Raw genomic sequence first — 24,203 nt, forward strand, 5'->3', positions numbered from 1 at the left:
ACTCCTTTACATTAAAAATCAATGCTCAGCACGCTTTCCTTGACGGTCGAAATGATGAAAGAGAGCTCCTCGTCCGACAGGCAAAAAGGCGGAGACAGCTGAATGACATTATTATATCCCGCTACAGTATCGCCATTTTTCCCGACAAGCAGGCCTTTTTCTCTGCACGCGGTGATGACGTGCTGCACAAGGGCGGCATCAGCGGGTTCCTTCGTGACTTTGTCCTTGACGAGCTCAATGCCGGCAAGAAGGCCCTTGCCCCGTACATCTCCGACCGCCGGATGTTCTCTGAGCGGCTCAAGCTCACGGAGCAGCCTTTCTCCAAGCTCCCGGGAGCGGGCGATCAAATTTTCGTCCTCCATCAATTGCAGGTTTTTCAAGGCCAGGGCGCAGGCTGCCGGATTGCCTCCGAATGTATTCACGTGCCGGAAGCGGCCGTACGGCTCACCGCCCGAATACGCCTCAAAAATCTCCCGTTTTACTGCCGTTGCCGACAGCGGCAGATAAGCGCTCGTAATGCCTTTTGCCATTGTGACGATGTCCGGTGAAACGCCGTAATGCTGAAATCCGAACGGCTCTCCCGTGCGGCCGAAACCGCAAATAACTTCATCACTGATCAGAAGCGCGCCGTGGCGGCGGCAAATGTCCTCTACCTTTGCCATATACCCGTCCGGGGGCATCAGTATCCCTCCGCCTGTAATAATCGGTTCCATAATAACGCCGGCAATCGTTTCGCTTAACTCCCACGTCATGATCCGGTCGATGTCATGCGCGCTTTCCAATGTGACGGCATCGCCGGGATTCCGATAGAGATCAGGCGGCGCCGCGTGCAAAAAACCTTGTGAGAGCGGCTCATATTTATATTTTCTCTGCGCCTGGCCGGTAGCGGCGAGCGCCCCCATCGTATTGCCGTGATAGCCTCTGTACCGGGAGATGAATTTGAAGCGGCTGTGATCGCCGTTTTCAATGTGGTATTGGCGGGCAATTTTGAACGCGGTTTCATTTGCTTCCGATCCGCTGTTGGAAAAGAAGATTACATAATCGCCGCCGAGCCATTCATTCAGTTTTTCCGCAAGCTCAATCGCGGGTTGATGGCTTTGGGTCAGCGGATAATAAGGAAGCTCCTTCAATTGGCTGTAAGCCGCATCGGCAAGTTCCTTTCTCCCGTATCCGATATTGACGCACCACAGGCCTGACATGCCGTCCAAATACCGTCTGCCGTCAATGTCCGTAACCCAGGCGCCTTCCCCTTTTTGGACGATTATGCTGTCATCCGGCTCCGCCCCTTTCATCGCGTGCCAAATCAGCTCTTTATCCTTTTGTTTGAGTGACTGATTTTTTTGTACATGTTCCACACCGCTCATCTCCCTTTCAATATCATTGCACTGTATCGAAAGCTGCCCGGCTTCTGACGCCGATTCTCTTGGTGAAGTTTTCCTCTTAATAAGAATATAAAGGCGCGGCATGGGCGAGTCAATAAAGCGGCGGCAATTAAAAAAACGCTTTCTCCCAGAAAGCGAAAGGGCTACAAGAGCATATCCCGAAACCGGGGCCGGTGCAAGTGTTTTTATAAAAAAACCCGCCCCTTAGGGACTGACCCCCGTTTTTGAGACAGGGATCAAAACACCTTTAAGCAGCCAGCTGTCGGTATGTGACCGGCGGCTGGTTGTTTAGTTTCGTTTGAATACGAATGTTGTTATAATAGTATATATAGGTTTCGACAGTTTGCTCTACGATGGTCGTCGTAGTGCTTTCCAACCTGTCGAGGTAGAACGTTTCAGACTTTAGTGAGGAATGAAACGATTCGATGGAGGCATTATCAGCGGGTGTCCCTTTACGGGACATGCTCATGGTAATGCCTTTTGTTTTAACAGCTTTCTGATACTCATAAGATGTATAAACAGAACCTTGGTCACTATGTAACACGCAGTTCTCTGGGAGTACGGGCAGCTGATCAAGTGTGTGTAAGACAAAATCTGTGTCCTGTCTATCGCCAATCGTAAAAGCAATCACTTCTCCATTGTATAAATCCAATATACTGGAAAGATACAATTGTTTCTGCCCATAAGGCAAATATGTGATATCCGTTACTAGCTTTTCCAGAGGGCGATCAGACTGAAAGTTCCGATCTAATATATTCTCGGCCACGGCATATGGCTGCCCATTCTTCTTGCGCTTTTTCACCTTAACCCGGCATTGCCACTGGTTTTTCTGCATAATGCGCTGAACCGTTTTATGATTAATACGCATTCCCTTTTTTAATATGGCTGTGATTTTCCGATAGCCATATCGATACTTATGTTCTCGGCACAACGTGCCGATTTGTTTTTCTAAATGGTATTTAGGGTTATCTTTCATCAGATTCTTCTTCCAACGATAATAAGATGCTCGTGAGATACCTAAATGAATACAGATATCCTGTATGGTCATTGTGCCGCGCAATGCTTCTACAAGCTCGACTGGCGTTTCGCTATCAGCTTCCTTTCCAATTCGTTGTACTTTTTTAACACTTCATTCTGTTGTCTCAGATAACGATTTTCTGCCTGCAGTTTCTCTAATTCGGAAGAATACTCTGGACCTTTTCCATAAGAATATTGCTTTCCGACAGGTTGTTCGAATCGATGTGTGTCCCCAGCTTTATACCACCTGACCCATGTCTGCACCTGCGTCTTATTCTTTATATTCAATTCCTGCATGATCTCCTTCACAGGCACGCCCGCCAATCTCATTTCTACAGCCTTCTGTTTGACTTCAACCGGATAACTCACTCTTGCCCTCATAGAAAAACACCTCCAAGTCTAATTTCGGATAACAACGATCCGTTTTCAAACTTGAAGGTGTTTTTTGTTTGTCTCATATTATGGGGTCAGTCCCCTTAAGCGGAGCGGGCGTTTTTTTATTTCAGATGCGTAATCCGGTAAATATCTTTGCGCCGGTCTTTCAGCTGGCGCACGGTTCCGTTTTCACGCTGCCTTCTTAAGATTTCAAGGTCCACGTCCCCGATCACGACCATTTCGATATTCGGATTCGTTTCACCGACGATTCCGTCTCTGGCAAATTCAAAATCAGACGGAGCAAAAATGGCTGACTGCGCGTATTGAATATCCATATTTTCTGTTTGCGGCAGGTTTCCGACCGTACCTGAGATGACGGTGTAAATTTGGTTTTCAACCGCTCTCGCCTGAGAGCAGTACCTTACGCGCAAGTAGCCTTGGCGGTCTTCAGTGCAGAACGGCGTAAAGATAATTTTCGCCCCTTGATCCGCGGCAATTCTCGCAAGCTCCGGAAATTCGATATCGTAACAGATCTGAATGGCGATCTTTCCGCAGTCCGTATCAAATACGCGCACCCTGTCTCCGGCGCTGATGCCCCACCATTTCCGCTCATTCGGCGTAATGTGAAGCTTATATTGTTTTTCAATCGTGCCGTCACGTCTGAATAAGTACGCGATGTTATAAATTTTCCCCTCTTCTTCAACGAAGTGGGAGCCGCCGATGATGTTGACATTATATTTCACCGCGAGATCTGTAAAGAGGCTGATATAGTCCTCGGTATATTCGGTAATCCTCTGAATGGCCAGACTCGGAGAACGCTCCTCGAGGAAAGACATCAGCTGCGTCGTGAAAATCTCCGGGAACACCGCGAAATCAGATCTCGCATCGGAAGCCACATCGACATAATATTCAACCTGATTGGCAAATTCCTCGAAGGAGTAAATCTTTTTCATTTCATATTGAATGACGCAGATGCGCACCGGAAATGCCGATTTGTAATAGCGCTTCGACTGCGGCAGGTAATCGACATTGTTCCATTCCATTAATGTCGCATATTTAATGGACGCGGTGTCATCCGGGAGATAATTCGGATTGATCCGCATGAGCGTAAATCCGTTCATCAGCTGGAAAGAAAGCACCGGATCATAAATCTGATGGCGCGTCACCTGTTCGACATAGGCTCTCGCCGTCATTTCTTCCGCATACTTATGATAATTCGGAATCCGCCCGCCGATAATGATGCTTTTCAGATTCAATCGTCTCGCCAAGTCTTTTCTCGCCTCATACAGCCGGTGTCCGATCTTCATCCGTCTGTATTCCGGGTGAACCATTACCTCAATCCCGTACAGATTCAATCCGTCCGGGTTGTGGTTCGTGATATAACCGTCGTCTGTAATGTCCTGCCACGTGTGGCGGTCATCATATTCATCGAAATTGATGATCAGGCTTGAGCATGAACCGATAATTTCCCCTTCATACTCGGCGCAAAACTGACCTTCCGGAAAGTGCGCGAGATGGCTGATTAAATGCTCAGGCTCCCACGGCTCCATCCCCGGAAAACAATCCTTTTGCAGCTCAATAATTTTGTTGATATCTTTCTCTTCCATATTTCGGATGACCATTTTCTTTTCAAAACGGGTCAGATCAAGTTTCTCAGACAATGCTGCTTCCCCCTGCCGGTTCGTTTTGATCGTTCAATCGCTGTAAGAGTAATTCAAGTTCCATTTCCGCCATCGATTCCAGTCTGTGATCGTATTCTTCAAATAACAGGGCGCTTGTTACCTTATTCGGCACGATGACACATTTCATGCCAGCCCGTTTGGCTGCGATAGAGCCGTTGACCGAATCCTCAAAGGCCAGACATTCAGATGGTTCAACGCCTAAATGTTCCGCAGCTTTCAGATAGAGCTCCGGATTCGGCTTCACTTCTTCTACGTCGTCAGCCGTCTGAATCACTTCAAATTCATCAAACAGGCCTAATTCCTTCAGATGGCCCGATACCCATTTGAAATCTGAGCTGGACGCGAGCCCCACTTTCAATCCTAATTCTTTTGCCGCGGCTAAATAAGCCTCCACCCCGGGACGCGCCGTTTCCGTCTTCATCCGCTGTTCGAAGCGCCCGCGCCTGATCGCCGTCAGTTCATCATGATCGAGCTTTCTTCCCAGCTGCTCCTCTAAATATGCGAACGGCTTAAACCCCGCGGCCGTTCCGATCACCTTTCCCCAGACGGATAAAGGCAATGTTGAACCGTGTTCCTCAAACATTTCCTGCAGCACTTCATATTCATGGGTTTCTGTATCTAAAATTAACCCGTCAAAATCAAAGATTAATGCTTTTATCAATGGTTACAGCTCCTTTAGCTAAACGTACTGACCTATGTATACACTATACCGTGAATTTCTTTCGCGTTCAAAATGTAACATTCTCACGGAAAGAAGAGCCTGCATGAGTGCAAGCTCTCTTCATCCGTTACTGTGTGTTTTGACTGGAAATATTGGAAAGAGCTGCTCCCGCAGACTCATTTGAACGCTGATCGACCGCTAAGTCTCCAAGCGCAACGATCCCGACCAGATGATTTTGATCGACAATGGGAAGGCGGCGGATTTGGTGTTGGGCCATCAGATGTGACGCCTCTTCAAGACTCATTTCCGGGTTTCCGGATACAACTGCAGAAGACATCACGTGTGAAACAGGTGTTTGGCCGTCGCGGCCTTGAGCCGTTGTTCTCAATGCGATATCACGGTCTGTCAGCATTCCTTTTAATTCCCCTCCGTCAACGACGGGAATTGCTCCGACATTATGCTGGTGCATCAGCGCAGCCGCTTCCTGAATCGTTTGATTGGGAGAAACGGTAGCCACGTGGGTAGTCATTGATTGTTTGATTGAACTCATTGTAAAGCACCCCTTTCGACATTTATTATGCTCGGGGATTTGTCTCATTATAAAGGGAGTTAGAGGAAAGAAATTGTGGTATCATGTCAAGGAAGCAAAAAAGAGCCTGTCAAAAGGCTCTTTATACCCGTCAGATCAGCCTTCTGTGACTGCAGGCTTCTGATCCGGCCCCTGTCTCGAAATCATCATAGGTAAAGGGAAAATTCATTCCGCATTCATTCAGCAAAGCGCAATTTTTATCAAACAGCGCCCGCTCTTTGACGTCATATACCGGGTGCGGCTTTGACAGCATGATATGTACCGTTTGCAGACAAGCCATAATTTGAAACGCTTCTTTTAAAGTTCCTTGGTAACGTTGGTTTTGTAATGATAATACGCCCCTTTTTTTAAAGCGCTGAATTTCCAGTTCGGAGAAATAAAGAGGAAAGACATTTTGCAACAATTCAGAGGAAAGCTCTTGTATCGCGCTTTCTTGTCCGTCAGTCGCTGCGTTCACAATTCTCACATCAATCACCTTTCTTGCCATGTGAATATCCTTAATCTTTATCAAGAATAGCACAGAAAAAAACGCGAAAGCTAAGGTAAGTGTTTCCTATTGAAACAGCCGCTTTCCGCTTGAAAAGGAGCTTTATGATATGAAACAAAATGACCGCGGTCTGGAACTCCTGATTACGGAAAAGCACGCCGGACAATGGCTGTTTTCAGTCCTGAAATCTGAATTCCAGGCGTCAAAACCCGTAATTACGGAATGGATGAACCAAGAAAGCATTCAGGTGAATCGAACATCCCCGAAAAACAACATCATACTGAAAAGCGGAGATCGCTTATTCATTGATCTTCAAGAAAAAACGGGTTCTTCGGTGACTCCGGAATACGGAGAGCCGGACATTTTATTTGAGGACAATCATATGCTGATTGCAAATAAGCCGGCGGGAATGCCGACTCATCCAAATGAAGAGGGTCAGACCGGCACCCTCAGCAACCTGATCGCTTACCATTTTCAAATCAACGGCGAGCAGGCGAAAGTGCGCCACGTTCACCGTCTTGACCGTGACACGTCAGGCGCGGTCGTTTTCGCGAAACACCGCCTGGCCCATGCAATCCTTGACCGTCAGCTCGAAACCAAAACATTAAAACGCACCTATATCGCCGCGGCGGAAGGAAAAGTCACGCCGAAAAAAGGCACGGTTGACTCGCCGATCGGCCGCGACAGGTCACATTCCGTCAGACGGCGCGTCTCACCCGGCGGACAAGCCGCCGTCACCCATTACAAAGTGAAAGGCTATCATCCCGGTGCGCAGCTTACATTGGCAGAGCTTGAACTGGAAACCGGGAGAACACATCAAATCAGGGTGCATATGGCAAGCATCGGCCATCCGTTGGCGGGCGATGACCTGTACGGCGGAAGCAGGACGCTGTTTCACAGGCAGGCGCTTCACGCAAAAAAAGTCAGTGTCGTCCATCCGATCTCAGGAGAAGAAATCGTTGCCGAGGCGCCGATGCCGGCTGATCTGGCTCATTTTACCGAAACGTATTTTTCTTAAACCGGGTCGGCATATATAATATATCGTTTCGGCGCATTTCCAATGTAAGAAAACGGATAGCAAGTGGTCAGAATCAGTTCCTCCCGCTTGTGCTGAAGGGTGATGACAGATGTATCATCCCGGCTGACAATTTTTGTACGGCTGATTTTATAAGAAAACGTGCCGTAAGACAAAATCACGTTCAGTCTGTCTCCTTTTTTCAATTCGCCGGTCCGGCGGAACACCGTGTCCCTGTGGCCGGATAACACAATTTGGCCGTGATCGCCCGGATAATAGCTGTCCTTATAATGTCCGACGCCTTTTGCTAAATCATCTGCGTCAGTCCCTTCCACGATCGGGAGCTCAGCGTCGATTTCAGGGATTTCTAAAATGCCGCTTGCCTCACCCGTTTCGGGGTGAAATTCTTTTTTGCGCTGTGTCAGCACAGCGCTTTTTGTTTCGTTCTTTTCCAAGACAGGTTCTGTTGCTTTTTTTGCTTCTTCAAGCGAATGGTTCGTTTTCATATGTGAATCAATGATCTTCCAGCTTCCGTAACATGTGATGATGATACCGGCGATGATGACGAAAAGCGGAATAAGTTTCAGTTTGTTCATCGTGTGCGGATTCCCCTTTTCTTTCTGAAAAGCCAATATACGCCGGCACTCGTGATCACCAGACCGGCCAATGCCGTCTGATGGCTGCCCGCTGAAGTATCAGGCAATGGGCGGCCTTTTTGTGTGCCGCTTTCAGTCTGTTTTGTGCTTTGTTCCGAATTTGCGGCAGACGCCGGACGGGATTCGGGAATTGACTGCACTGTATCAGATGCTGTTTCTTTTACGACAGGACGTTCAGGTTTTTTGGTTTGATCAGGCTGTTCTGCCGCATCCGGTTTTTTAGCGGGTTTTTCCGCTTGCGGTTTTTCTCCTTTATCAGGCCTGGTGCCGCCCGGTGTTTCCCCGCTTCCCGGCTGATTGCCGGTGTCATCAGGTGTTTCGGCGGCTGATGCCGTGCGGATGCGGCCGTCGGTTTGATAAGAAATCGGTGCGGAAAAGCTTTTGACATAGTCTACTGTCGCTTCCAAATCCTCAGGCCCCGTCACCGGATTCTTGCCGAGTTTCCCGATCGGACCGTATTTTGCCCCCGCTGCCGTCGCCATAAATTGATTGACTGTTACTGTATATCCTTTTTCGGGCTGTATGTCTGTCCCGTCCGCCATCTTCATATCAACCGCTTGTCCGGTTTCCGGGTTCCATGTATAGGAAAATCCGCTGATGCTGTAATCCGGTCCGTACACCGGAGAAATTTGCGCGTTAATGATCTCCCGCAAATCTTTTCCTTTGATTTCAAGCTTCGTCAGCACATTGCCGAACGGCTGTACATTATAAAGGTCTCCCCATGTAATCGTCCCTTTTTTTATGCCGTCCCGGATGCCTCCCCCATTCATAAGCGCAAAATCGGATTTCATCTTCGCTTTCATACCGTCGGCAATCAGATTTCCGAGCGCCGTGTCGCCGTCATTTGAATACCCGCCCGTTATATCATGGGCCGCTTCCCCGACCGCTTCGCTGATAATCGGTTTCACTTTCTCTTCGTATTTGCTTAATATGCCTGCCGCAACCGGGTCAGGCTTGATTTTGCTTTGATCGATATATTGGATTTCCGCTGATTTTTTCACGATATCCTTCGACTCTTTATCAAGTTCAAGATCCGCGATTCCGATTGCTTTTCCGTATTCAAATGCCTGCACGATCAGCTTGCCGTCGATTTCTCCGTTTACGACTTTATGATTGTGCGCGGCGAAAATCACATCAATCTCTGAGTCTGTTCCGCTTGCAAGCTTTGCGGATTCTCCCGTGATGGCTGAGCCATTTTGTTCAGCAGACATATGGGCGAGCACGGCGATTGCTTTAATTCCTTTTTTCTTCAGGTCAGCGGCGGCTTCATTGACGGCCTTTACCTCATCCGTAAACGTAATATTTTTAATTCCGTCCGGGATGACCATGCCTGCCGCCGATCTGGTTACAACCCCGATAAATGCGACCGGAATTCCGGAAACGTATTTAATTTCATACGGCGGCAGAAAGGACTCCCCTGACTTCAATTTACAGTTGGCGCAGACGAGCGGGAAATTTTGGCCGTCATAACCGCTTGTCCCCTTACCGTCCGGATGATCTCCTCCATTGATGATCCGTTTAAGCTCATTCGTTCCTTCATCGAATTCGTGATTGCCGACAGTTCCGACATCAAAACCGATGTCTTCCATCAATTCTACTGTCGGTTCATCCTGAAAAAGGGCTGACACGGGAGAGCTGCCCCCGATCATATCGCCCGCATGCACGACAAAGGCGTGTTCTTTCTCGGCTTTCGCCTTTTTAATGTACGCTGCGGCGTAGTCCATCCGCCCGAACGTGCCATCCGGTTTACCGTCTCCGTTAAGGTCAAGCTCATATTGCTGATCAATTTTTCCGTGCAGATCATTCATGCTGATGATTCTGAGCGGGACACGGCCGGAGTCTTCTGTCTGCTGTTCTTTATACGCTTTATCCGTGCCGGCTTCATTCAGTGATCCGGCTTGTCCGATTGCTTCCGCATCTTTCACGCTGAACATCAAAAAACAAACCGTCAGCAAACAGCACGAAAGACGCATACCCCTTTTTTTCTTCATTCATTTCCCCCCTGTCTTCTAAGAAATACGTTAGCTTATTTTCTTAACAATCACATCACTTTTTTGTAAAGATTGTCTTCGCCGGCGCAAAATAGTAAATAATCCCCACGTAACGAAACAGGACTTGATGTATAACGGATCGGCTTTTTTCACATCTTAATGATGATTTGACATGAAGGAGGAAAACAATCAGTGGAACAGCAGCAGAATCAGCAGCAGCCGTCAGTAAATCAGGGGATGCCGGGTTCACCGCAAGTGAATCACGGAGGACATGAGCTTTTCGATATGCATGAAGTGCTGGCCGGAACAGTCGGCGTTTTGGATCAATTTATGATGCTCAGACAATTTATACAGGATCAGCAGCTGGCGGATATTCTTGACCGCCAATACCAATTCATTCTCGGACTTTATAATCTGACGGCAGAATGCTTTAAGACCGGCCAAAAGCCTTCTCAGGAAACTTCGACATATATGATGAAGGAACAGAACCAAGCCGTGTACGGCATAAAACCGACACAGCCGAAAAAACCGAATCAATCATTAAATGATGTCAAAGATCTCGGGATCAGCGGCCATATGCTCGGCCTGATTAAAGCTCAAGCTTCTCTCTTGACGATGAGCTCGCTTGAAATGACCAATCCCGTCACTAGAAGAGTGCTCTCCGCCCAAATTCAGCAATATGTCGAAATGGCGTATGAAATCTTCTTATACCAAAACAAACACGGTTATTATCAGGTTCCTCAGCTCAATGCACAAGATATGCAGACCATGCTGAATTCATTTGCACCGGCCCAGGGACAGCCGCAAATGCCTCCGATTAAAGGACAAATGGGACAGCAGCAGCAAAACCTCCATTGATTAAAAAACGGCGTTGGAAACCTGACTCTCCAACGCCGTTTTCTTTTTTTCATATGCTTTTATGAAATCATGTTCAAATTGTTTCAGGCTTTCTTTCGTAGCCGCTTCAAAGCCTTTTTCAAAATCCTGTGTTTCGGCGGTTTTGTTGATAATGGTTAAGATAATGCCTTCTCCGAATGTGTCGGTTAAGTCCTTTATCATATAGAAGCTTTGCAAATAGACATCCGTTTCATATTCCATACGCGATTTCTGCCATTTTCGGTCGGTCGTTAATTGATCAAACGGCACGACGGAAAATGCAATCGGATCAATGACTACATCATAATGCGCGACCCACTCGCTCAGCCCCTCATGAAACCAAAGCGGAAATACAGACGTATCCGTCCCCAATTGCCGCGTTTTTTGATGAAACGCATAGTGTGTATATTCATGTATAATCAATTGCTTATACATGAAAACGGCCAGCTCATCTTTTTTCAAAAGCTGTTTTTTCTCTTCAGGCAAAAGCCCCATCATCTGCTCCTGTTCTGAATAAAAACCGACTACATTTTTCAATCCTGAATATTGCTCCATTTCATCTTCATCCGAAAAGAAAATGAGTTCAAGCGGCGCTGCACCTTTATAACCGACAATGATTTGATTGATACGCTTTGCGTGGTCCAGCGTAAGCTTGGTCAGATCCAAGAGCGGCTTTTCATCCGCCGTATAGTAAATCGCTGTATGTTTGTAAATTTCTTTATTCATGTGTTCAGTCACTTGTTCCTTCGTCGGAACAGAGCGGCTGTTTTGGCCTGACAGGACGTACATCATACTTACTGAAACGGCTGAACTGACAGCCAATATGACAAGGACTCCGCACAGGATCAGAGTGAATGCCGCCCGTTTCCCCATGCCGTCACGCAAACAAGCTCCCCTCCCCGATCCTTTCATTTTCATCTCATTCTTTACTTTATGCTCAGGAGCGCTGGGTCGTGACGGCAGATAAAATAAAAAAGCCGCAGCAAATGCGGCTTTTCCATTCATTTATTTATTGGGGTTTGGGAATACACGCTGCACCATTTGACCGAATTCATCAAACAGACCGGATACAGGATGTCCGTTTTGGATTCGTTTTCCGTAGCCTTGCATGCGTTCAACGAAGTCCGGGTTCGCTGATACATATACAGTCCGGACATGTTTATCGGCTGATTTTACCTTATCGGTAATCTTATTTTTCAAATGGTTGGCGATGGCGCCTTTTTGCCCGTTTGTCAAAACAACGGCAACATATGCGCTGTTTCCGGCAACGATCACAGTCGCATTTTTAACCTCTTTTAAATCAGTCACCTTGTCGGCGGCCTTATCAGCCACTCTCAGGTTACGATTGTCATTGTGATCGGTGTTTTGGTTATGACGGTTCACTGTATTCATATTTGTCGCACCGTCGTTAGGCGTGTTGCGGTAATTTACATTCTGGGTGCGGTTGTCATTTCGTTTTCCTTCTCCTTGGTTCCCCATACTGCACCCTGCGGTAATCAGCATCGGCAGAAGAAGGGCAGAGATAACTGCTTGCTTTTTTATCATGTGAATTCCTCCTTTCTCACTTTACGTATAGGTTTTTCTATTCGGCGGGATTTATGCACGCCGTTTGCATCCTGAGCGGTTTGGATAAATATCAGAAGGAAAGGGAAAGGTAAGCGTAATCAATTGAATGAGGAGGGATTTAACTTGTTCAGAAAAAAAAGCGGTATCAGCCCGACAGCGCTGCTGATCGGATCATCGATTCTGATTGCAGCTTTATCACCCGAAATCCGCCGGAAAATCTCCGGAATGGTTTCAGGCAGAATGCAGCATAAAGATGGCACACACTCCATGCAGCCTGCTGACCTGATTCAACAGGCTTTCAGCGGGGAATCCGGCGGACAGCAGCACACGGACAAAGCCCGGCATTCACAAACCGGCTCATTGCAGCCTGCCGACCTGATTAAACAGGCTTTCGGCGGCGAATCCGGCGGACAGCAGCATGAGCAGACTTCCCGCAATCACTCCGGCTCATCCCATACGGACGGACAGGCAGACCGCAGCCGCAGTAAAGAAACTTCGCCGAAGCCTCACTATACCGAGCCGATTCACTTCGAAGAAAGCGCGGTAAATGTTTTAAATGACAGCACCGTGATGAATATGCTGGAAGAAATTGAACCCGGAAATCATTAGAAACGAAAAAAATCCTTCATTCGTTCAACGATGAAGGATTTTTCGTTTTAGTGCTATCTGCTTTTTTATTAAGCTTCTTCAGTTTCAATGACGATTGTGGAATCATTGTACACCGCGGTATCGGTTTCCTTCGTCATTTTACTTGTTAACAGCCCTGCGGTCATACTGCCGCTGACATTTAAGGCGGTGCGCCCCATGTCAATTAACGGCTCAATTGAAATGAGCAGTCCGGCAAGCGCCACAGGCATGTTCAAAGCGGATAGGACGAGCAGAGCCGCAAATGTCGCGCCGCCTCCCACGCCTGCTACACCGAATGAACTGATTGCCACGATGGCGATGACGGAAATGATAAATCCCGGTTCAAACGGGTTTTGCCCCACTGTCGGCGCAATCATCATCGCGAGCATCGCCGGATAAATGCCGGCACAGCCGTTTTGACCGATTGATAAGCCGAATGAACCGGCGAAGTTCGCAATGCCTTCCGGTACGCCCATGCTTTTTTGTGTTTTAATATTAAGCGGCAAAGCCCCTGCGCTTGAACGGGACGTAAACGCAAACACCATAACCGGAAAAGCTTTTTTCACGTATGTGATCGGATTTAAACCGCTGAACGTGATCAGCAGCAAGTGAATGATAAACATGGCGATAAGCGCGGCGTATGAAGCGATCACAAACATCCCCAGTTTCGCAATGCTGTCGATGTCGCTTGTCGCGATCGTTTTGGTCATAATCGCCAATACTCCGTAAGGCGTCAGTCTTAAAATTAATGTCACGACGCGCATAATAATCGCGTAAACCGCATCGACAATTCCGCTGAATGTCGCTGCGTGCTCCGGCTGTTTCCGTTTCACGCCCAGAAAAGCGATGCCGAGGAAAGCGGCGAAAATAACGACTCCGATGGTGGAAGTCGGTCTGGCTCCCGTGAAATCAAGAAACGGATTCCCCGGCAGAAGCTCAACGATTTGCTGAGGCAGCGTTTTGGCCGTCATATCCTCAGATTTTTGCTGCAGCTCCTGACCCCTTGATAACTCGGTGCTCCCCTGGTCGATATGAACGGCTTTCAGATCAAAGGAAAGCGCCGAAACAATTCCGACTGCCGCGGCAATTGCTGTCGTAGCAATCAAAATTCCGATGATCAGTCCGCTGATTTTCCCAATGTTATGGGTCAGTTTAAGCTTCGTAAATGCGCCGAGAATAGAAATAAAGACTAGCGGCATGACGATCATCTGAAGCAATTTGACATAACCGCCGCCGGCAATATTAAACCAATCGGCCGTTTGTGTCACGACATGTGAGGCCGGCCCGTAAATCAATTGCAGTGCAAAACCGAATACAATGCCTAATCCGAGTGCGGTAAAGACACGTTTAGAAAAGGAAACGTGTTTTTTTTGCATCACAAACAGACCTGCTATAAACAAAAACAAAATAAAAACATGTAAGATTACAAATAAATTCTCCAAAACAGGTAAACACTCCCTTGCTCATTATCCTTAAACACTATATTACATCAATTCCGATCGGTCAAGTAAGAATTGACAATATATGTATTTTTATTGATTTTTCTCTTTTCTTTCCATCCTTTCTTTAGTAACTTATATAAGGGTGATTGTTATGCTGAAGGAACTGTTTCTTAATTTGACGATTTTAATCACATTTAATTATCTCTTCACCGTTCTTTTTAAAGAGTCGCTTTCACATAAAGAAGACCGTCCGATGTTTCAATTACTGAAGGGGACGGTCTGCGGGCTTTTAGGGGTTTTTCTGATTGCTTTCGGCTTTTCTTACTCCGATTCCATCATTGATCTCAGAAATATCCCCATTATCATCGCCGCTCTTTACGGAGGCTGGGTGTCTACAGCAGCTGCCTTTATCATTATCGTGGCAGGCCGTATCCTGATCAATTTCAATGCCAGCGCCATTTATTCTATCGCCGCAGTCGGCATGATTGCGATACTTTCTGTGGCCGTATTCAGAGGAAAAAAGCCGAATCACAAAAATGCGTTCGTTATGCTGCTCTTTTCAAATGTTATTATCACCCTGACGCTGCTGTTACTTATGCCTGAACAGCCTGCCGGGGCCCTCGTTTATTTTTGGCTCATTTCTACCTTGGGCGGAATGCTGTCGCTGTATATCATTAAACACGAAGCCGATGCCCGCCTTTTGTTCAAGCAATACAAGTTTCAAGCGAATTATGATTTTCTGACGGGGATTTTTAATAAGAGAAAATTCGAGGAAGTCTCGCGCGTTCTGTACGATCGGGCGTCTCAATCCCCCTCGTCTCAGCTCGCTCTTATTTATTTGGATATTGATCACTTTAAGCAGATCAATGACCAATACGGCCATTATGAAGGGGACCAAGTGCTGAAGGAACTGGGGGCGCGCCTGAGGTTCTTACTCAGCAGTTCTGATCCGTCAGCCCGCATCGGCGGGGAAGAATTTGCCGTGCTTATGCCCAATTGCACGTATACAAAAGGGCTTCACCTCGCAGAAGAAATCAGGCACACGATTGACGCGAACCCGATTCTGCTGACGAGCGGAGATACAATTCCCGTGACCGTTTCCCTCGGCATCGCGCATTATCCGACAAATACATCGGATCCTCAGACATTGCCCCTGATCGCGGACCGGATGCTGTACAAAGCGAAAACATCAGGGCGCAATCAAGTGTGCAGCACTGAAAAAAAAGAATGATCGCCCGAAGAGGAAATCATTCTTTCTTTTCAGTGAGAAAACCGCCCCTCAGGAAAAAGGAATCAGGCTGCCCTCATATTCTTTTTCAATAAACGCCGCGGTATCATCTGATTGATACAAAGACAGGAGTTTTTGCATCCGTTCATCATCTTTATTCTCAGCTCTGACGGCGATCAGATGAATATATGCTTCCTTCATTTGCGCCGATCGGATCAGCGCGTCCTTCTCCGCATGAAATCCTGCTCTTTTCGCCTCGCTTTGACTGAGAACTGCTGCGTCAGCATGTTCCGCCGCCTGATAGGCGTTCTTTTTTGTTTCCGTTTTTAAGGTCAGATGCTTCGGGTTGTCCTTGATCATATCAGTTGAACCCGTACCGGTGAATCCCTTTTTCAATGTCATCAGTCCGGCCTCCTGCATGAGAAAAAGCGCCCTGCCGAAGGCCGCCGCTTCACCAGGCACGGCAATGACCGCTCCGTCCGGTATATCCTTCAGCCGTTTATGTTGCTTGGAATACACCCCCAGCGATGCCGCATATGTCGTTCCTAAAGGAGCCAGCTTCTTTTTCATATGAGGCGGCAAAGATTGAAAATAAGAAACGGATTGAAACGCATTGGCGTCGAGATCCCCACCGGCAAGCGCCAAATCGGCCTCGGCATAATCCGAAAACGTTACCAAAGAAAGCTGCAATCCTTCCTCACCGGCTTTTTTCGCGACAAACTCCCAGATCGATTGATCAGATTCATTGATTCCGATAGTAATTGTCCGGTTCCCGTCAGGATAATGACATGAAGTAAGTGACATGATCAAAATGAAAAGAAACAGACTGTTTATAAGCCGCAGGTTCAAGTTGACCTACTCCCTATCTATTTTTATGTACAGAGGCTGCACCATGGTATTCGGGCTCATGATTACATACAATACCGATTAAAAAAAAGGTTGTCAATTGCTTCCTTAAGAGACCGTAAAGCGGTTTTTATCAGCTGAAAATGGGCTGTTCTAGTCTCAAATCAGATTTCCGTATCAGAGCGTTCCCCTCTTAAAACATGTTATTTCGAAAAAAGTTACATTTAGCAGTTGTTTTTTCTTCGAATTACTGGTAGAGTAAAGGTAATTATTTTTGTTCGAACTATCTTTAAGAAGAAAGTTTTGTAAGAGTTTTCGTCTTGGAAGTTTGTTTTAGAGCAAGAATAGTGAATTTAAGCGTTATGTCGCTTTAGGAGGAAATTTCATGTTAGAAGGTAAAGTAAAATGGTTCAACTCTGAAAAAGGATTCGGATTCATCGAAGTAGAAGGTCAAGACGATGTATTCGTTCACTTCTCTGCTATTCAAGGCGAAGGCTTCAAAACTTTAGAAGAAGGCCAATCTGTTTCTTTCGAAATCGTTGAAGGAAACCGCGGACCACAAGCTGCTAACGTAACAAAAGCATAAATTGTTTAAAAACCCTGCCGGTGTACGCCGGCAGGGTTTTTTTCATCTAAAACGAAAAGCTGTTTTGCAAAGGCAAAACAGCTTTTTTATATCAGGTGGCAATATCGCGTTTTAAGAAGACGCCGAATGCGAGCGCCAGAAAAATAACGAAGTAAATCACAAGCATCACAACCGAAAATGTCATCGTCATCCCCTCTACTAAAGGAGTCCCGTTCATATATTGCGATAAATCCGTATTGGCGAATAAAATATATTTGGTCCATTCAAATTTCGTGGCAAGAAATACAGTCGCCGTGTTCCCCATAACCAATAGAAAAATAGAAAATCCGACCGCTAATGAGCTGTTCCGGAATACCGCAGACAGCATAAACGCCATCGTCGCAAGCATAAAAGCGGAGACAGATTCATAGACATATGTTTTAGCGAGGAAAGCGATGATATTTTGCTCAAAAACACGGCCGTCTTTGTATACGAGATGAACATCAGCCGCAGTATCTCCCCCTGTACCGAAAAAGACCAATCCCAGCAGAGCGGAGCCGGCAAATAAAATCACAAGCATCAGCAGTCCGAACAGCAGCACCGTCATATATTTAGATAGCAAAATCTGAAAACGGCTGAGCGGACGGATGGCAAGCAGCTTGATCGTGCCCCAGTTGAACTCATTCGCCACGATGCCTGCGGCAATGATAATCGTAAACAGCCCGGTCAAAACCGTCATCATCGAAGAATCAGCTACGTATGACCACACTGTGTACCCTGTATCCTCAGGAATATTATGATCCATACGGTATTCATTTATCGCGATATTCTGTTTCAGACTATCAATGACAGTCTGATTTCCGGTTTCCTTCATCTGCTGTTTCATTTCTTTGTTTTCGGCCTGGAGCTCCTGTTTCCAATTCGGATTGGCTTCGCTCGAGGTGAAATGGTTTGACAGAAGCGCAAAACCGATCATCGAAACGCCTAAAATTACAATCATAGCCCACGTGCCGACGCGGCTGAAAATTTTTATCCATTCATTATAGATCAGCTTAAACATATTGAACCTCCTCTTTCGTCCCGCCGGTAATCTCCAAGAAACGGTCTTCCAAAGATTTTGTCATGATTTTCACTTCATATAAGCGGATGTTTTCACGGACGAGCAGTGATATCACATCAGGCACTTCCTGTTTTGACAGCCTGATCTCAATGCCGTTTGTCTTCTTCATACAGTCAAACTGACTCAGAACGGCCAGAGCCTCTTCTCTTTGTTCAATATGGAAGAAGTATGTATCTTTATCCTCTTTTCCTTCATCCCTTACTTTTTGAATATCGACAAGCTCCCCTTTTTGCAGAATGCCGATTCGGTCGCACATTAACTCCATTTCTGACAGCAGATGGCTTGAGACGATGACAGCCATTCCTTTTTCACGTGTCAGCTTTTTCAGATGGTCCCTGATTTCCCTGATGCCCGCGGGATCAAGGCCGTTTGTCGGTTCATCCAGAATCAGCACCTTAGGATTATGCAGCAGGCTTTGGGCGAGGCCGAGACGCTGTCTCATTCCGAGAGAGTAGGTTTTTACTTTGTCATGTATTCTGTCCTGCAACCCGACGAGCTCGATGACCTCATCTATTTTTTCTTTCGTAACGCCTTTTACCATCCTTGCGTACTGCTGTAAATTTTTATAACCGCTCAGGAATTTGTACAGCTCCGGGTTTTCCACGATGGCTCCGACGTGCCTGACCGCTTTTGCATAGTTTTTCGTAATGGATTCCCCGCAGATTACGATGTCTCCCTGAGACAGTTTCATTAATCCGACCATCATTCTGATCGTAGTGGTTTTCCCCGCTCCATTCGGCCCTAAAAATCCAAACACTTCGCCCGCCCGGACGGAGAAGCTCAGATCATGAATAATCGTTCGTCCTTTTATCGTTTTCTTTACCTGTTGCAGTTCTAATACCGTTTCCAATTAGAATCCCCCTTCTATTTCGTGCGCCTGCATGACGCTTCTGTACCATTGAAGCACGGACATTCCTTCCTGTTCCCGAATTTCTTCGACCTCGCGCCGTTCAGCGATTTTCCCTTTTATGAAAACCATCACTTCGTCTAACAGCGTCTCAATCTCGCCGATCTCATGCGTGGCGATGACGACGATCTGGCTGTCAAAATCAATATAAGATACGAGACTGTTGACAATCGACTCTCTGACCGCCGGATCAAGACCTGAAAACGGCTCATCCAGCAGAATGACGGATGCTTTTCTCGACAGGGCCAAAACGATTTTCAGCCTGCCCCGGCTGCCTTTGGACAGCTCTTTTATCTTCTGCTTCGCTGAAAGATTCATTTCCGTTAATAGGTTATGTGCTTTTTCCAGCTGAAAATCCGGGAATTGCGAATGATAAAATGTGAGCATATCACCGACGGTCGTCCGGGCGAAAAACATATCATGTTCGGTTAAATAAGCCGTACGAAACAGCATGTTCCTGCTTACTGCGCAGTCTCCGATCCGGACGGCGCCCGAGGTCGGGAACGCAAGCCCGGCAAGCATTTTAAGCGTTGTTGATTTACCGCTTCCGTTCGGCCCTAAAATTCCGTAGATTTTACCCGGAGACAATGAAAATGATACATCGCTGACCGCGAGCCTGCGGCCGTATTTTTTTGTTACGCGTTCAAAATCAAGATTCATCGATCGTTTGCTTCCTCCGCATATTGTTTGATCCCGTCGATCATTTCCTCAGGAGATAACCCCAGCTCCGCCATTTCCTGAATAAAGCGTTTGAAAACGTCTTTAGTCAGCCTGTCTTTCAGCTCCGCTATCAGATCGGACCTTTCCGCTATAAAGGTTCCCTGTCCTCTTCTCGTCTCCACGATCCCCAGCCTTTCCATTTCACTGTACGTTCTTTGTATCGTATTCGGATTCACTTTCATCTGTACGGCCATCTCCCTTACGGACGGCAGTTTGTCCCCCGGTGAAAGCTCACTTCGGATCAGCCGGTAATATACACGATCGGCAATCTGCAGATAAATCGGCTTGGATGACTGAAATTCATTCTCCATCATTACACCTCAACCTTTCGATTCAGCAGCATAGAGGCCAGCGCGAGACAGAGCGCCGCAAGCACGATCACTGCCAGAAAGCTGAAAAGCGAGATGTGGACGGCCGTCAGCTCCACCGTCCAGCCGGTCAATTTTGTATAATGAAAATCAAAATCCGCATACACTTTTACCGGCCATAAATCATGTTGAGATGAAGTGAATGGCGTAATGATTTTATCGTCAATATAGGTCCAGACAAACGCAAGCACGATGCAGATCACCCACCGGAGGACGGGAACATGTTTTAATGAGTGAAAAACAGTCCAAAATACGGCCACGATCACAGATACATACGCTGAACTGATCAGCAGGTAAGCATTCAGTCCGGTTAATGTGCCGGCCAGGGGAATGGTGTGTTCCAGCGCTCCTTTTGCAGAAAGCATCCGGTACATCCAAATGCCGTAACCGGTCAGCGCCAGCTGCCCGATCAACTGATACAGCAGTGAGGCCGTCAGCTTGGAAGCCAGCAGATAAAATCCTCCATTCGGATTGTAAAGCCACAGCTGATTTTTTCCTTCTTTATGAAGGTGATAGTACATAAAAAGCGGCGCTACAAGAAATTGAAAAAACCCCATTGCCGTAAAAAAGCCGAAAATGACGAGCGGTTCTTTCTGACGGGCAGCGATGACGTGGGCTGCAAACGCCCAGCAAATCATGCCGCAAAGCCACACCGCGAGCCAAATCCATGAAACTTTCGCATCTTTTTTCAGCAAACCTAAAAACGATGTCATTCTTTCTCTCTCCATTCGGATCAAGTGTATGAGTAACATAGTACACTAGATCATCACGTATTACAATATCTTCAATAAAAAAAGACAAATCCGCTCTTACGCAGATTTGCCTTTCCAATTACTTCTTTTTGTTTTTTAAGGAGAGCAGCGCATCACGATAGCTGCTATCCTGCATTTTGCCGCCGCTATCAGGATCGTTTGGCTCCTGATCCGTCTCAGAAGTCTTAAACTTCTGAAGCGCCTGACGGTACACATCATCGCCCATTGTATTCTTTTTCTCACGGGGAGATTCAGATTTTACAACGACGGGAGCATGCTCGGCTGAGCGCTCCTCGGCCGGATCATGCTTTTCCGGCTGTTCGGCTGTAGTGCCGATCGCTTCTCTCTTTTCTTCTTTGACATCCTGTCCTGCAGAAGTGCTGCGGACATTGAATGTGATAAGAAGTGCAATCACAATGACAGCAGCAATAACCGCTATAATAATGGCCATATAACCCTCTCCTTACTGTCGTCCGGCAGTTAGATTACCTGTGACTTGGCTGACACGTCTGCCAAGCGCACGGCCTAATTGAAGGCCTTCTTCCGTCATCAGCACATCGCTGTCAACCGGGCATGTGACGCCCGCACCGTAGTAAGAGCCGTACAGCGCGTTTTCAGGAACGTTGCCGGGAAGTCCGACAACAATCATGCCTTGGTGAAACATAGGAGTGATCAGATTGTGCATTGTCATTTCTAATCCGCCATGTGTTGTCGCCGTCGTACAGAATACGGCGCCGACTTTATCAATCAGCTCGCCTTCAGCCCACAGATAGCCGAGTCTGTCGATCCACGCTTTTAAGCCTGAACTGATGGTGCCAAAGTGTCCTGGGCATCCCCAGATAATGGCATCCATGTCTTTCAGCTTGCGGATGTCTGCTTGATCGACATGGTCGATCAGGACTTCAGCCTCAGCGTTTTCTCGTGCTCCTTCGGCAATGGCTTCAGCAAGGTGTTTTGTATGTTCGCCTTCACTATCGTACACTACGTAAATTTTCATTCAGGAAACCTCCCATTCAGATGATTAAGATTCCTTCACTTCTTTAGGGGCCGGAAGCAATGACAGCTCCTCTTTTTTCTTCGCCCGCTGTTTGTCTTTCCGTACGTCACGCAAGAACAGGCTCAGGACTACGCCGATAACCGCAAAGATCGTCGCCCACATAAACGCGTCATTAATCCCCATAACGTTGGAATTAAGTGAAGCTGTTTTGTAGAGATATGAATAAACGGTTTGTTTCGCCGCATCAAGCGACATGTTCATGTTGACCATTAAATTCGAAACCGCGCTTTGGAACGACTGCATGAAGCTTGGATCAGCCGTGCTCGTTTTATCCGCAATCTGCGAATAGTGCATTGTCGTACGGTTCGTATAAATCGTTGTGATCAAACTTGTTCCGATTGAACCGCTGATCTGGCGGAGCGTGTTGCTCATCGCCGTGCCGTGGCTGTTCAATCGTGCCGGAAGCTGGTTCATTCCGGCTGTCATAACAGGCATCATTAACAGTGACATACCGAATGCGCGGATGGCATAGACAAGCATAATGTGCGTGTAAGGTGTGTCAATTGTCAATTTTGTGTACTGGAATGTCGTTGCGACCGTGATGACCAGCCCGATAATCGCAAGCGGTCTCGGACCGATTTTGTCAAACAGAATACCGGAAATCGGCGACATGATCAGCATGACAATCGCGCCCGGCAATAGCAAGAGGCCCGATTGCAGCGCTGTAAAGCCGACTAAGTTCTGCAAATAAATCGGAAGCAGGAACATTCCTGTGTAAAGCGCAACGGTAATAATGATGTTAATCACACTGGAAAGTGAGAAAATATCATATTTAAATACCCGGAAGTCGAGCATCGGTTTTTCAGAGCGCAATTGCTGAATGACAAACGCGGCAATTGCGATGACACCGACAATGACGGTAGACAGCACGATCGGATCTCCCCAGCCGTCGCTGCCCGCTTCACTGACTCCGTAAAGCAATGAGGCAAATCCGACAATGGATAGAATCGCACCCAAGCTGTCGAGTTTGATTTTTTGCGGTTCCACCAAGTTCTTAAAGAGGAAGAACGCTATGATAATAACGATTGCCCCGATCGGAACAAGGCCGTAGAACATAATGCGCCATGTGTAATGCTCGATGATCCAGCCGGAAAGAGTCGGTCCGACCGCCGGAGCAAACATCATCGCAAGACCGAAAATCCCCATTCCTTTCCCCCTGCTTTCAGGCGGGAAGATAAGCAGAATGGTTGTCATGACCAGCGGCTGCAGGATACCGCCGCCGACCGCCTGAATTAACCGGCCGATCAGCATGGTTGAGAAGTTAGGCGCGATTCCGCAGACTAACGTTCCCGCTGTAAAACAGAACATGGCTACGAGAAAGAGGCTTCTCTGTCCGAACCGGGTAATTAAGAACGCAGATAACGGAATCAAAACACCGTTGACCAGCATGTATCCGGTCGTAAGCCACTGAATCGTCGTCGCACTCACACCGAACTCGGTCATTAAGTGCGGCATCGCCACGTTAAGAAGCGTTTGGTTCAAGATCGCCAGGAATAACCCGGCCATAAGCACAATAAGCAATGTTTTAGGACTTTTTACTTGATTATCTGATTTAGCCACCTAAGACAACCTCCCTTCATGGTTTGATGACTGATCTGTATTATTCAGAGATTTTTACAGATGCGTTCATACCAGGAAGCACCTTGTCAGATGGGTTGCTGAGTGAAATTTTAACAGGAACTTTTTGCGTTACTTTTGTGTAGTTGCCGCTTGAGTTTGAAGAAGGCAGCATATCAAATGTTGAATTTGTCGCATAACCGATTTCTTCTACTGTTCCGTCAAATGTTGTATTAGGGTCGCCGTCAACAATTACGTCTACTTTGTTTCCTACTTCAATGTCTCTAATGTCTGTTTCTTTAATGTTTGCAGTGATGTAAAGGTGTTTCATGTCAATTTCCTGGGCAATTGTCGTACCGGCTTGCACCATTTGGCCGTTTTTCACTTCGTTTTTCACGATTGTTCCATCCATGATGGCTTTTACGTCAGCATTTTGCTGTCCTTTGATTTTTGCAACAACGTCGTTTTTGCTTACTTCTTTCCCCTCATCAAGGTTCCAGTCAGTTACTTTACCCGCAGCAGGAGCTGTGATAGCAGCCATGTCGCCGGCAACTTTTGCTTCATCGGTTTTTACATAGTGTGTGCTTTGATAATAGTAGTAAGCACCTCCGCCTATAATTGCAAGAACAACAATCAAACCGATAATGTTGGTCAGAATTAAACGTCCTCTGTTCATTTTGTTTTCTCCTTTCGTTTCTTCCTCTATCATTTTGTGGA

General features: G+C 46.9%; 26 protein-coding genes. 5 read left to right on the forward strand and 21 right to left on the reverse strand.

The window, feature by feature from the left end:
- Positions 1–11 precede the first annotated feature (11 nt).
- From BZ167_RS04845 to BZ167_RS04870, 6 genes are all read right to left on the reverse strand, one after another.
- A complete protein-coding gene (locus BZ167_RS04845; protein WP_061861304.1) occupies positions 12–1,364 on the reverse strand; it encodes an aspartate aminotransferase family protein in 1,353 nt (450 codons plus the stop codon).
- Positions 1,365–1,629: 265 nt separating this feature from the next.
- Positions 1,630–2,780 (reverse strand): IS3 family transposase gene (locus tag BZ167_RS04850; protein ID WP_095352997.1). Its coding sequence is split into 2 segments (ribosomal slippage): positions 1,630–2,507 and positions 2,507–2,780, totalling 1,152 coding nucleotides; the frame shifts between segments, so codons are not numbered across the junction.
- A 116-nt stretch (positions 2,781–2,896) separates the two neighbouring features.
- Complete coding sequence (locus BZ167_RS04855; protein ID WP_003155346.1) at positions 2,897–4,435, reverse strand: bifunctional GNAT family N-acetyltransferase/carbon-nitrogen hydrolase family protein; 1,539 nt, start codon at positions 4,433–4,435, stop codon at positions 2,897–2,899.
- On the reverse strand, positions 4,428–5,117 hold the full coding sequence (locus BZ167_RS04860) for an HAD family hydrolase (protein ID WP_003155347.1): 690 nt from the start codon (positions 5,115–5,117) through the stop codon (positions 4,428–4,430). Before BZ167_RS04860 ends, BZ167_RS04855 begins: the two co-directional genes overlap by 8 nt.
- 127 nt (positions 5,118–5,244) lie before the next feature.
- Positions 5,245–5,667 carry a CBS domain-containing protein gene (locus BZ167_RS04865; protein WP_007408449.1) on the reverse strand — a complete coding sequence of 141 codons (423 nt, stop codon included), beginning with the start codon at positions 5,665–5,667 and terminating at the stop codon, positions 5,245–5,247.
- 130 nt (positions 5,668–5,797) lie between these two features.
- Positions 5,798–6,193: a DUF5365 family protein gene (locus BZ167_RS04870; protein ID WP_033574457.1), complete on the reverse strand. Its 396-nt coding sequence runs from the start codon at positions 6,191–6,193 to the stop codon at positions 5,798–5,800.
- Positions 6,194–6,302: 109 nt separating this feature from the next.
- Here BZ167_RS04870 and BZ167_RS04875 point away from each other — a divergent pair, with 109 nt between their 5' ends.
- Entirely contained in the window at positions 6,303–7,211 is a 909-nt protein-coding gene (locus BZ167_RS04875) for an RluA family pseudouridine synthase (protein ID WP_031378432.1), read from the forward strand.
- On the opposite strand, the gene BZ167_RS04880 is transcribed toward BZ167_RS04875, so the two are convergent.
- Together BZ167_RS04880 and BZ167_RS04885 are read right to left on the reverse strand one after the other, a co-directional pair.
- Entirely contained in the window at positions 7,208–7,804 is a 597-nt protein-coding gene (locus BZ167_RS04880; protein WP_031378431.1) for a class D sortase, read from the reverse strand. The genes BZ167_RS04875 and BZ167_RS04880 overlap by 4 nt on opposite strands.
- On the reverse strand, positions 7,801–9,855 hold the full coding sequence (locus BZ167_RS04885) for a bifunctional metallophosphatase/5'-nucleotidase (protein WP_033574456.1): 2,055 nt from the start codon (positions 9,853–9,855) through the stop codon (positions 7,801–7,803). The genes BZ167_RS04880 and BZ167_RS04885 overlap by 4 nt, the downstream gene beginning before the upstream one ends.
- 192 nt (positions 9,856–10,047) lie before the next feature.
- Between BZ167_RS04885 and BZ167_RS04890 the strand changes: the two genes are divergently transcribed.
- Positions 10,048–10,713 (forward strand): spore coat protein, encoded by a 666-nt coding sequence (locus BZ167_RS04890; protein ID WP_033574455.1) that lies wholly within the window; start codon positions 10,048–10,050, stop codon positions 10,711–10,713.
- Here BZ167_RS04890 and BZ167_RS04895 read toward each other — a convergent pair whose 3' ends face one another.
- Positions 10,714–11,616, reverse strand: a complete 903-nt coding sequence (locus BZ167_RS04895; RefSeq protein ID WP_015417104.1) for a hypothetical protein — start codon at positions 11,614–11,616, stop codon at positions 10,714–10,716. It lies immediately after the preceding gene.
- Between the two features lie 120 nt (positions 11,617–11,736).
- The gene (locus BZ167_RS04900; RefSeq protein ID WP_003155362.1) at positions 11,737–12,276 is read right to left on the reverse strand and encodes a YhcN/YlaJ family sporulation lipoprotein; all 540 of its coding nucleotides are present in this window, start codon (positions 12,274–12,276) and stop codon (positions 11,737–11,739) included.
- A 144-nt stretch (positions 12,277–12,420) separates the two neighbouring features.
- Here BZ167_RS04900 and BZ167_RS04905 point away from each other — a divergent pair, with 144 nt between their 5' ends.
- Positions 12,421–12,906, forward strand: coding sequence for a hypothetical protein (locus BZ167_RS04905; protein WP_015417103.1), 486 nt, complete (start codon positions 12,421–12,423; stop codon positions 12,904–12,906).
- 68 nt (positions 12,907–12,974) lie between these two features.
- Here the strand turns inward: BZ167_RS04905 and BZ167_RS04910 are convergent, their stop codons facing one another.
- Positions 12,975–14,366, reverse strand: a complete 1,392-nt coding sequence (locus BZ167_RS04910) for an L-cystine transporter (RefSeq protein ID WP_015239461.1) — start codon at positions 14,364–14,366, stop codon at positions 12,975–12,977.
- Between the two features lie 151 nt (positions 14,367–14,517).
- On the opposite strand from BZ167_RS04910, the gene BZ167_RS04915 reads away from it, so the two are divergent.
- Complete coding sequence (locus BZ167_RS04915) at positions 14,518–15,597, forward strand: GGDEF domain-containing protein (protein WP_015239460.1); 1,080 nt, start codon at positions 14,518–14,520, stop codon at positions 15,595–15,597.
- A gap of 48 nt (positions 15,598–15,645) precedes the next feature.
- Here BZ167_RS04915 and BZ167_RS04920 read toward each other — a convergent pair whose 3' ends face one another.
- Complete coding sequence (locus BZ167_RS04920; RefSeq protein ID WP_050515814.1) at positions 15,646–16,398, reverse strand: MetQ/NlpA family ABC transporter substrate-binding protein; 753 nt, start codon at positions 16,396–16,398, stop codon at positions 15,646–15,648.
- A gap of 427 nt (positions 16,399–16,825) precedes the next feature.
- Between BZ167_RS04920 and cspB the strand changes: the two genes are divergently transcribed.
- On the forward strand, positions 16,826–17,026 hold the full coding sequence (gene cspB / locus BZ167_RS04930) for a cold shock-like protein CspB (RefSeq protein ID WP_003155376.1): 201 nt from the start codon (positions 16,826–16,828) through the stop codon (positions 17,024–17,026).
- Between the two features lie 91 nt (positions 17,027–17,117).
- Here the strand turns inward: cspB and BZ167_RS04935 are convergent, their stop codons facing one another.
- The 9 genes from BZ167_RS04935 to BZ167_RS04975 all read right to left on the reverse strand — a co-directional run bounded on the left by BZ167_RS04935 (position 17,118) and on the right by BZ167_RS04975 (position 24,195).
- Entirely contained in the window at positions 17,118–18,065 is a 948-nt protein-coding gene (locus BZ167_RS04935; RefSeq protein WP_060674938.1) for an ABC transporter permease, read from the reverse strand.
- A complete protein-coding gene (locus BZ167_RS04940; RefSeq protein WP_031378427.1) occupies positions 18,058–18,975 on the reverse strand; it encodes an ABC transporter ATP-binding protein in 918 nt (305 codons plus the stop codon). The genes BZ167_RS04935 and BZ167_RS04940 overlap by 8 nt, the downstream gene beginning before the upstream one ends.
- A complete protein-coding gene (locus tag BZ167_RS04945) occupies positions 18,976–19,692 on the reverse strand; it encodes an ATP-binding cassette domain-containing protein (protein WP_025284469.1) in 717 nt (238 codons plus the stop codon).
- Positions 19,689–20,063, reverse strand: coding sequence for a GntR family transcriptional regulator (locus BZ167_RS04950; RefSeq protein ID WP_060675175.1), 375 nt, complete (start codon positions 20,061–20,063; stop codon positions 19,689–19,691). The genes BZ167_RS04945 and BZ167_RS04950 overlap by 4 nt, the downstream gene beginning before the upstream one ends.
- 2 nt (positions 20,064–20,065) lie before the next feature.
- Positions 20,066–20,833, reverse strand: a complete 768-nt coding sequence (locus tag BZ167_RS04955) for a hypothetical protein (RefSeq protein ID WP_060674936.1) — start codon at positions 20,831–20,833, stop codon at positions 20,066–20,068.
- Positions 20,834–20,951: 118 nt separating this feature from the next.
- A complete protein-coding gene (locus BZ167_RS04960) occupies positions 20,952–21,323 on the reverse strand; it encodes a hypothetical protein (RefSeq protein ID WP_003155385.1) in 372 nt (123 codons plus the stop codon).
- Positions 21,324–21,335: 12 nt separating this feature from the next.
- On the reverse strand, positions 21,336–21,869 hold the full coding sequence (locus BZ167_RS04965; RefSeq protein ID WP_003155386.1) for an NAD(P)H-dependent oxidoreductase: 534 nt from the start codon (positions 21,867–21,869) through the stop codon (positions 21,336–21,338).
- A 24-nt stretch (positions 21,870–21,893) separates the two neighbouring features.
- Positions 21,894–23,435, reverse strand: a complete 1,542-nt coding sequence (locus BZ167_RS04970; protein WP_087920790.1) for a DHA2 family efflux MFS transporter permease subunit — start codon at positions 23,433–23,435, stop codon at positions 21,894–21,896.
- A gap of 94 nt (positions 23,436–23,529) precedes the next feature.
- Positions 23,530–24,195 (reverse strand): HlyD family secretion protein, encoded by a 666-nt coding sequence (locus BZ167_RS04975; protein ID WP_007610259.1) that lies wholly within the window; start codon positions 24,193–24,195, stop codon positions 23,530–23,532.
- Positions 24,196–24,203: the final 8 nt, after the last annotated feature.

The sequence above is a fragment of the Bacillus sp. 275 genome, from assembly GCF_001999205.1.
GTDB classification, from domain to species: domain Bacteria; phylum Bacillota; class Bacilli; order Bacillales; family Bacillaceae; genus Bacillus; species Bacillus velezensis.

Coding starts and splice junctions, on each gene's coding strand:
- BZ167_RS04845 (WP_061861304.1), bottom strand. CDS start 1,364: ATGAGCGGTGTGGAACATGTACAAAAAAATCAGTCACTCAAACAAAAG.
- BZ167_RS04865 (WP_007408449.1), bottom strand. CDS start 5,667: ATGAGTTCAATCAAACAATCAATGACTACCCACGTGGCTACCGTTTCT.
- BZ167_RS04870 (WP_033574457.1), bottom strand. CDS start 6,193: ATGGCAAGAAAGGTGATTGATGTGAGAATTGTGAACGCAGCGACTGAC.
- BZ167_RS04875 (WP_031378432.1), top strand. CDS start 6,303: ATGAAACAAAATGACCGCGGTCTGGAACTCCTGATTACGGAAAAGCAC.
- BZ167_RS04880 (WP_031378431.1), bottom strand. CDS start 7,804: ATGAACAAACTGAAACTTATTCCGCTTTTCGTCATCATCGCCGGTATC.
- BZ167_RS04885 (WP_033574456.1), bottom strand. CDS start 9,855: ATGAAGAAAAAAAGGGGTATGCGTCTTTCGTGCTGTTTGCTGACGGTT.
- BZ167_RS04900 (WP_003155362.1), bottom strand. CDS start 12,276: ATGATAAAAAAGCAAGCAGTTATCTCTGCCCTTCTTCTGCCGATGCTG.
- BZ167_RS04915 (WP_015239460.1), top strand. CDS start 14,518: ATGCTGAAGGAACTGTTTCTTAATTTGACGATTTTAATCACATTTAAT.
- BZ167_RS04920 (WP_050515814.1), bottom strand. CDS start 16,398: ATGTCACTTACTTCATGTCATTATCCTGACGGGAACCGGACAATTACT.
- cspB (WP_003155376.1), top strand. CDS start 16,826: ATGTTAGAAGGTAAAGTAAAATGGTTCAACTCTGAAAAAGGATTCGGA.
- BZ167_RS04935 (WP_060674938.1), bottom strand. CDS start 18,065: ATGTTTAAGCTGATCTATAATGAATGGATAAAAATTTTCAGCCGCGTC.
- BZ167_RS04945 (WP_025284469.1), bottom strand. CDS start 19,692: ATGAATCTTGATTTTGAACGCGTAACAAAAAAATACGGCCGCAGGCTC.
- BZ167_RS04950 (WP_060675175.1), bottom strand. CDS start 20,063: ATGGAGAATGAATTTCAGTCATCCAAGCCGATTTATCTGCAGATTGCC.
- BZ167_RS04955 (WP_060674936.1), bottom strand. CDS start 20,833: ATGACATCGTTTTTAGGTTTGCTGAAAAAAGATGCGAAAGTTTCATGG.
- BZ167_RS04960 (WP_003155385.1), bottom strand. CDS start 21,323: ATGGCCATTATTATAGCGGTTATTGCTGCTGTCATTGTGATTGCACTT.
- BZ167_RS04965 (WP_003155386.1), bottom strand. CDS start 21,869: ATGAAAATTTACGTAGTGTACGATAGTGAAGGCGAACATACAAAACAC.
- BZ167_RS04970 (WP_087920790.1), bottom strand. CDS start 23,435: ATGGCCGGGTTATTCCTGGCGATCTTGAACCAAACGCTTCTTAACGTG.
- BZ167_RS04975 (WP_007610259.1), bottom strand. CDS start 24,195: ATGATAGAGGAAGAAACGAAAGGAGAAAACAAAATGAACAGAGGACGT.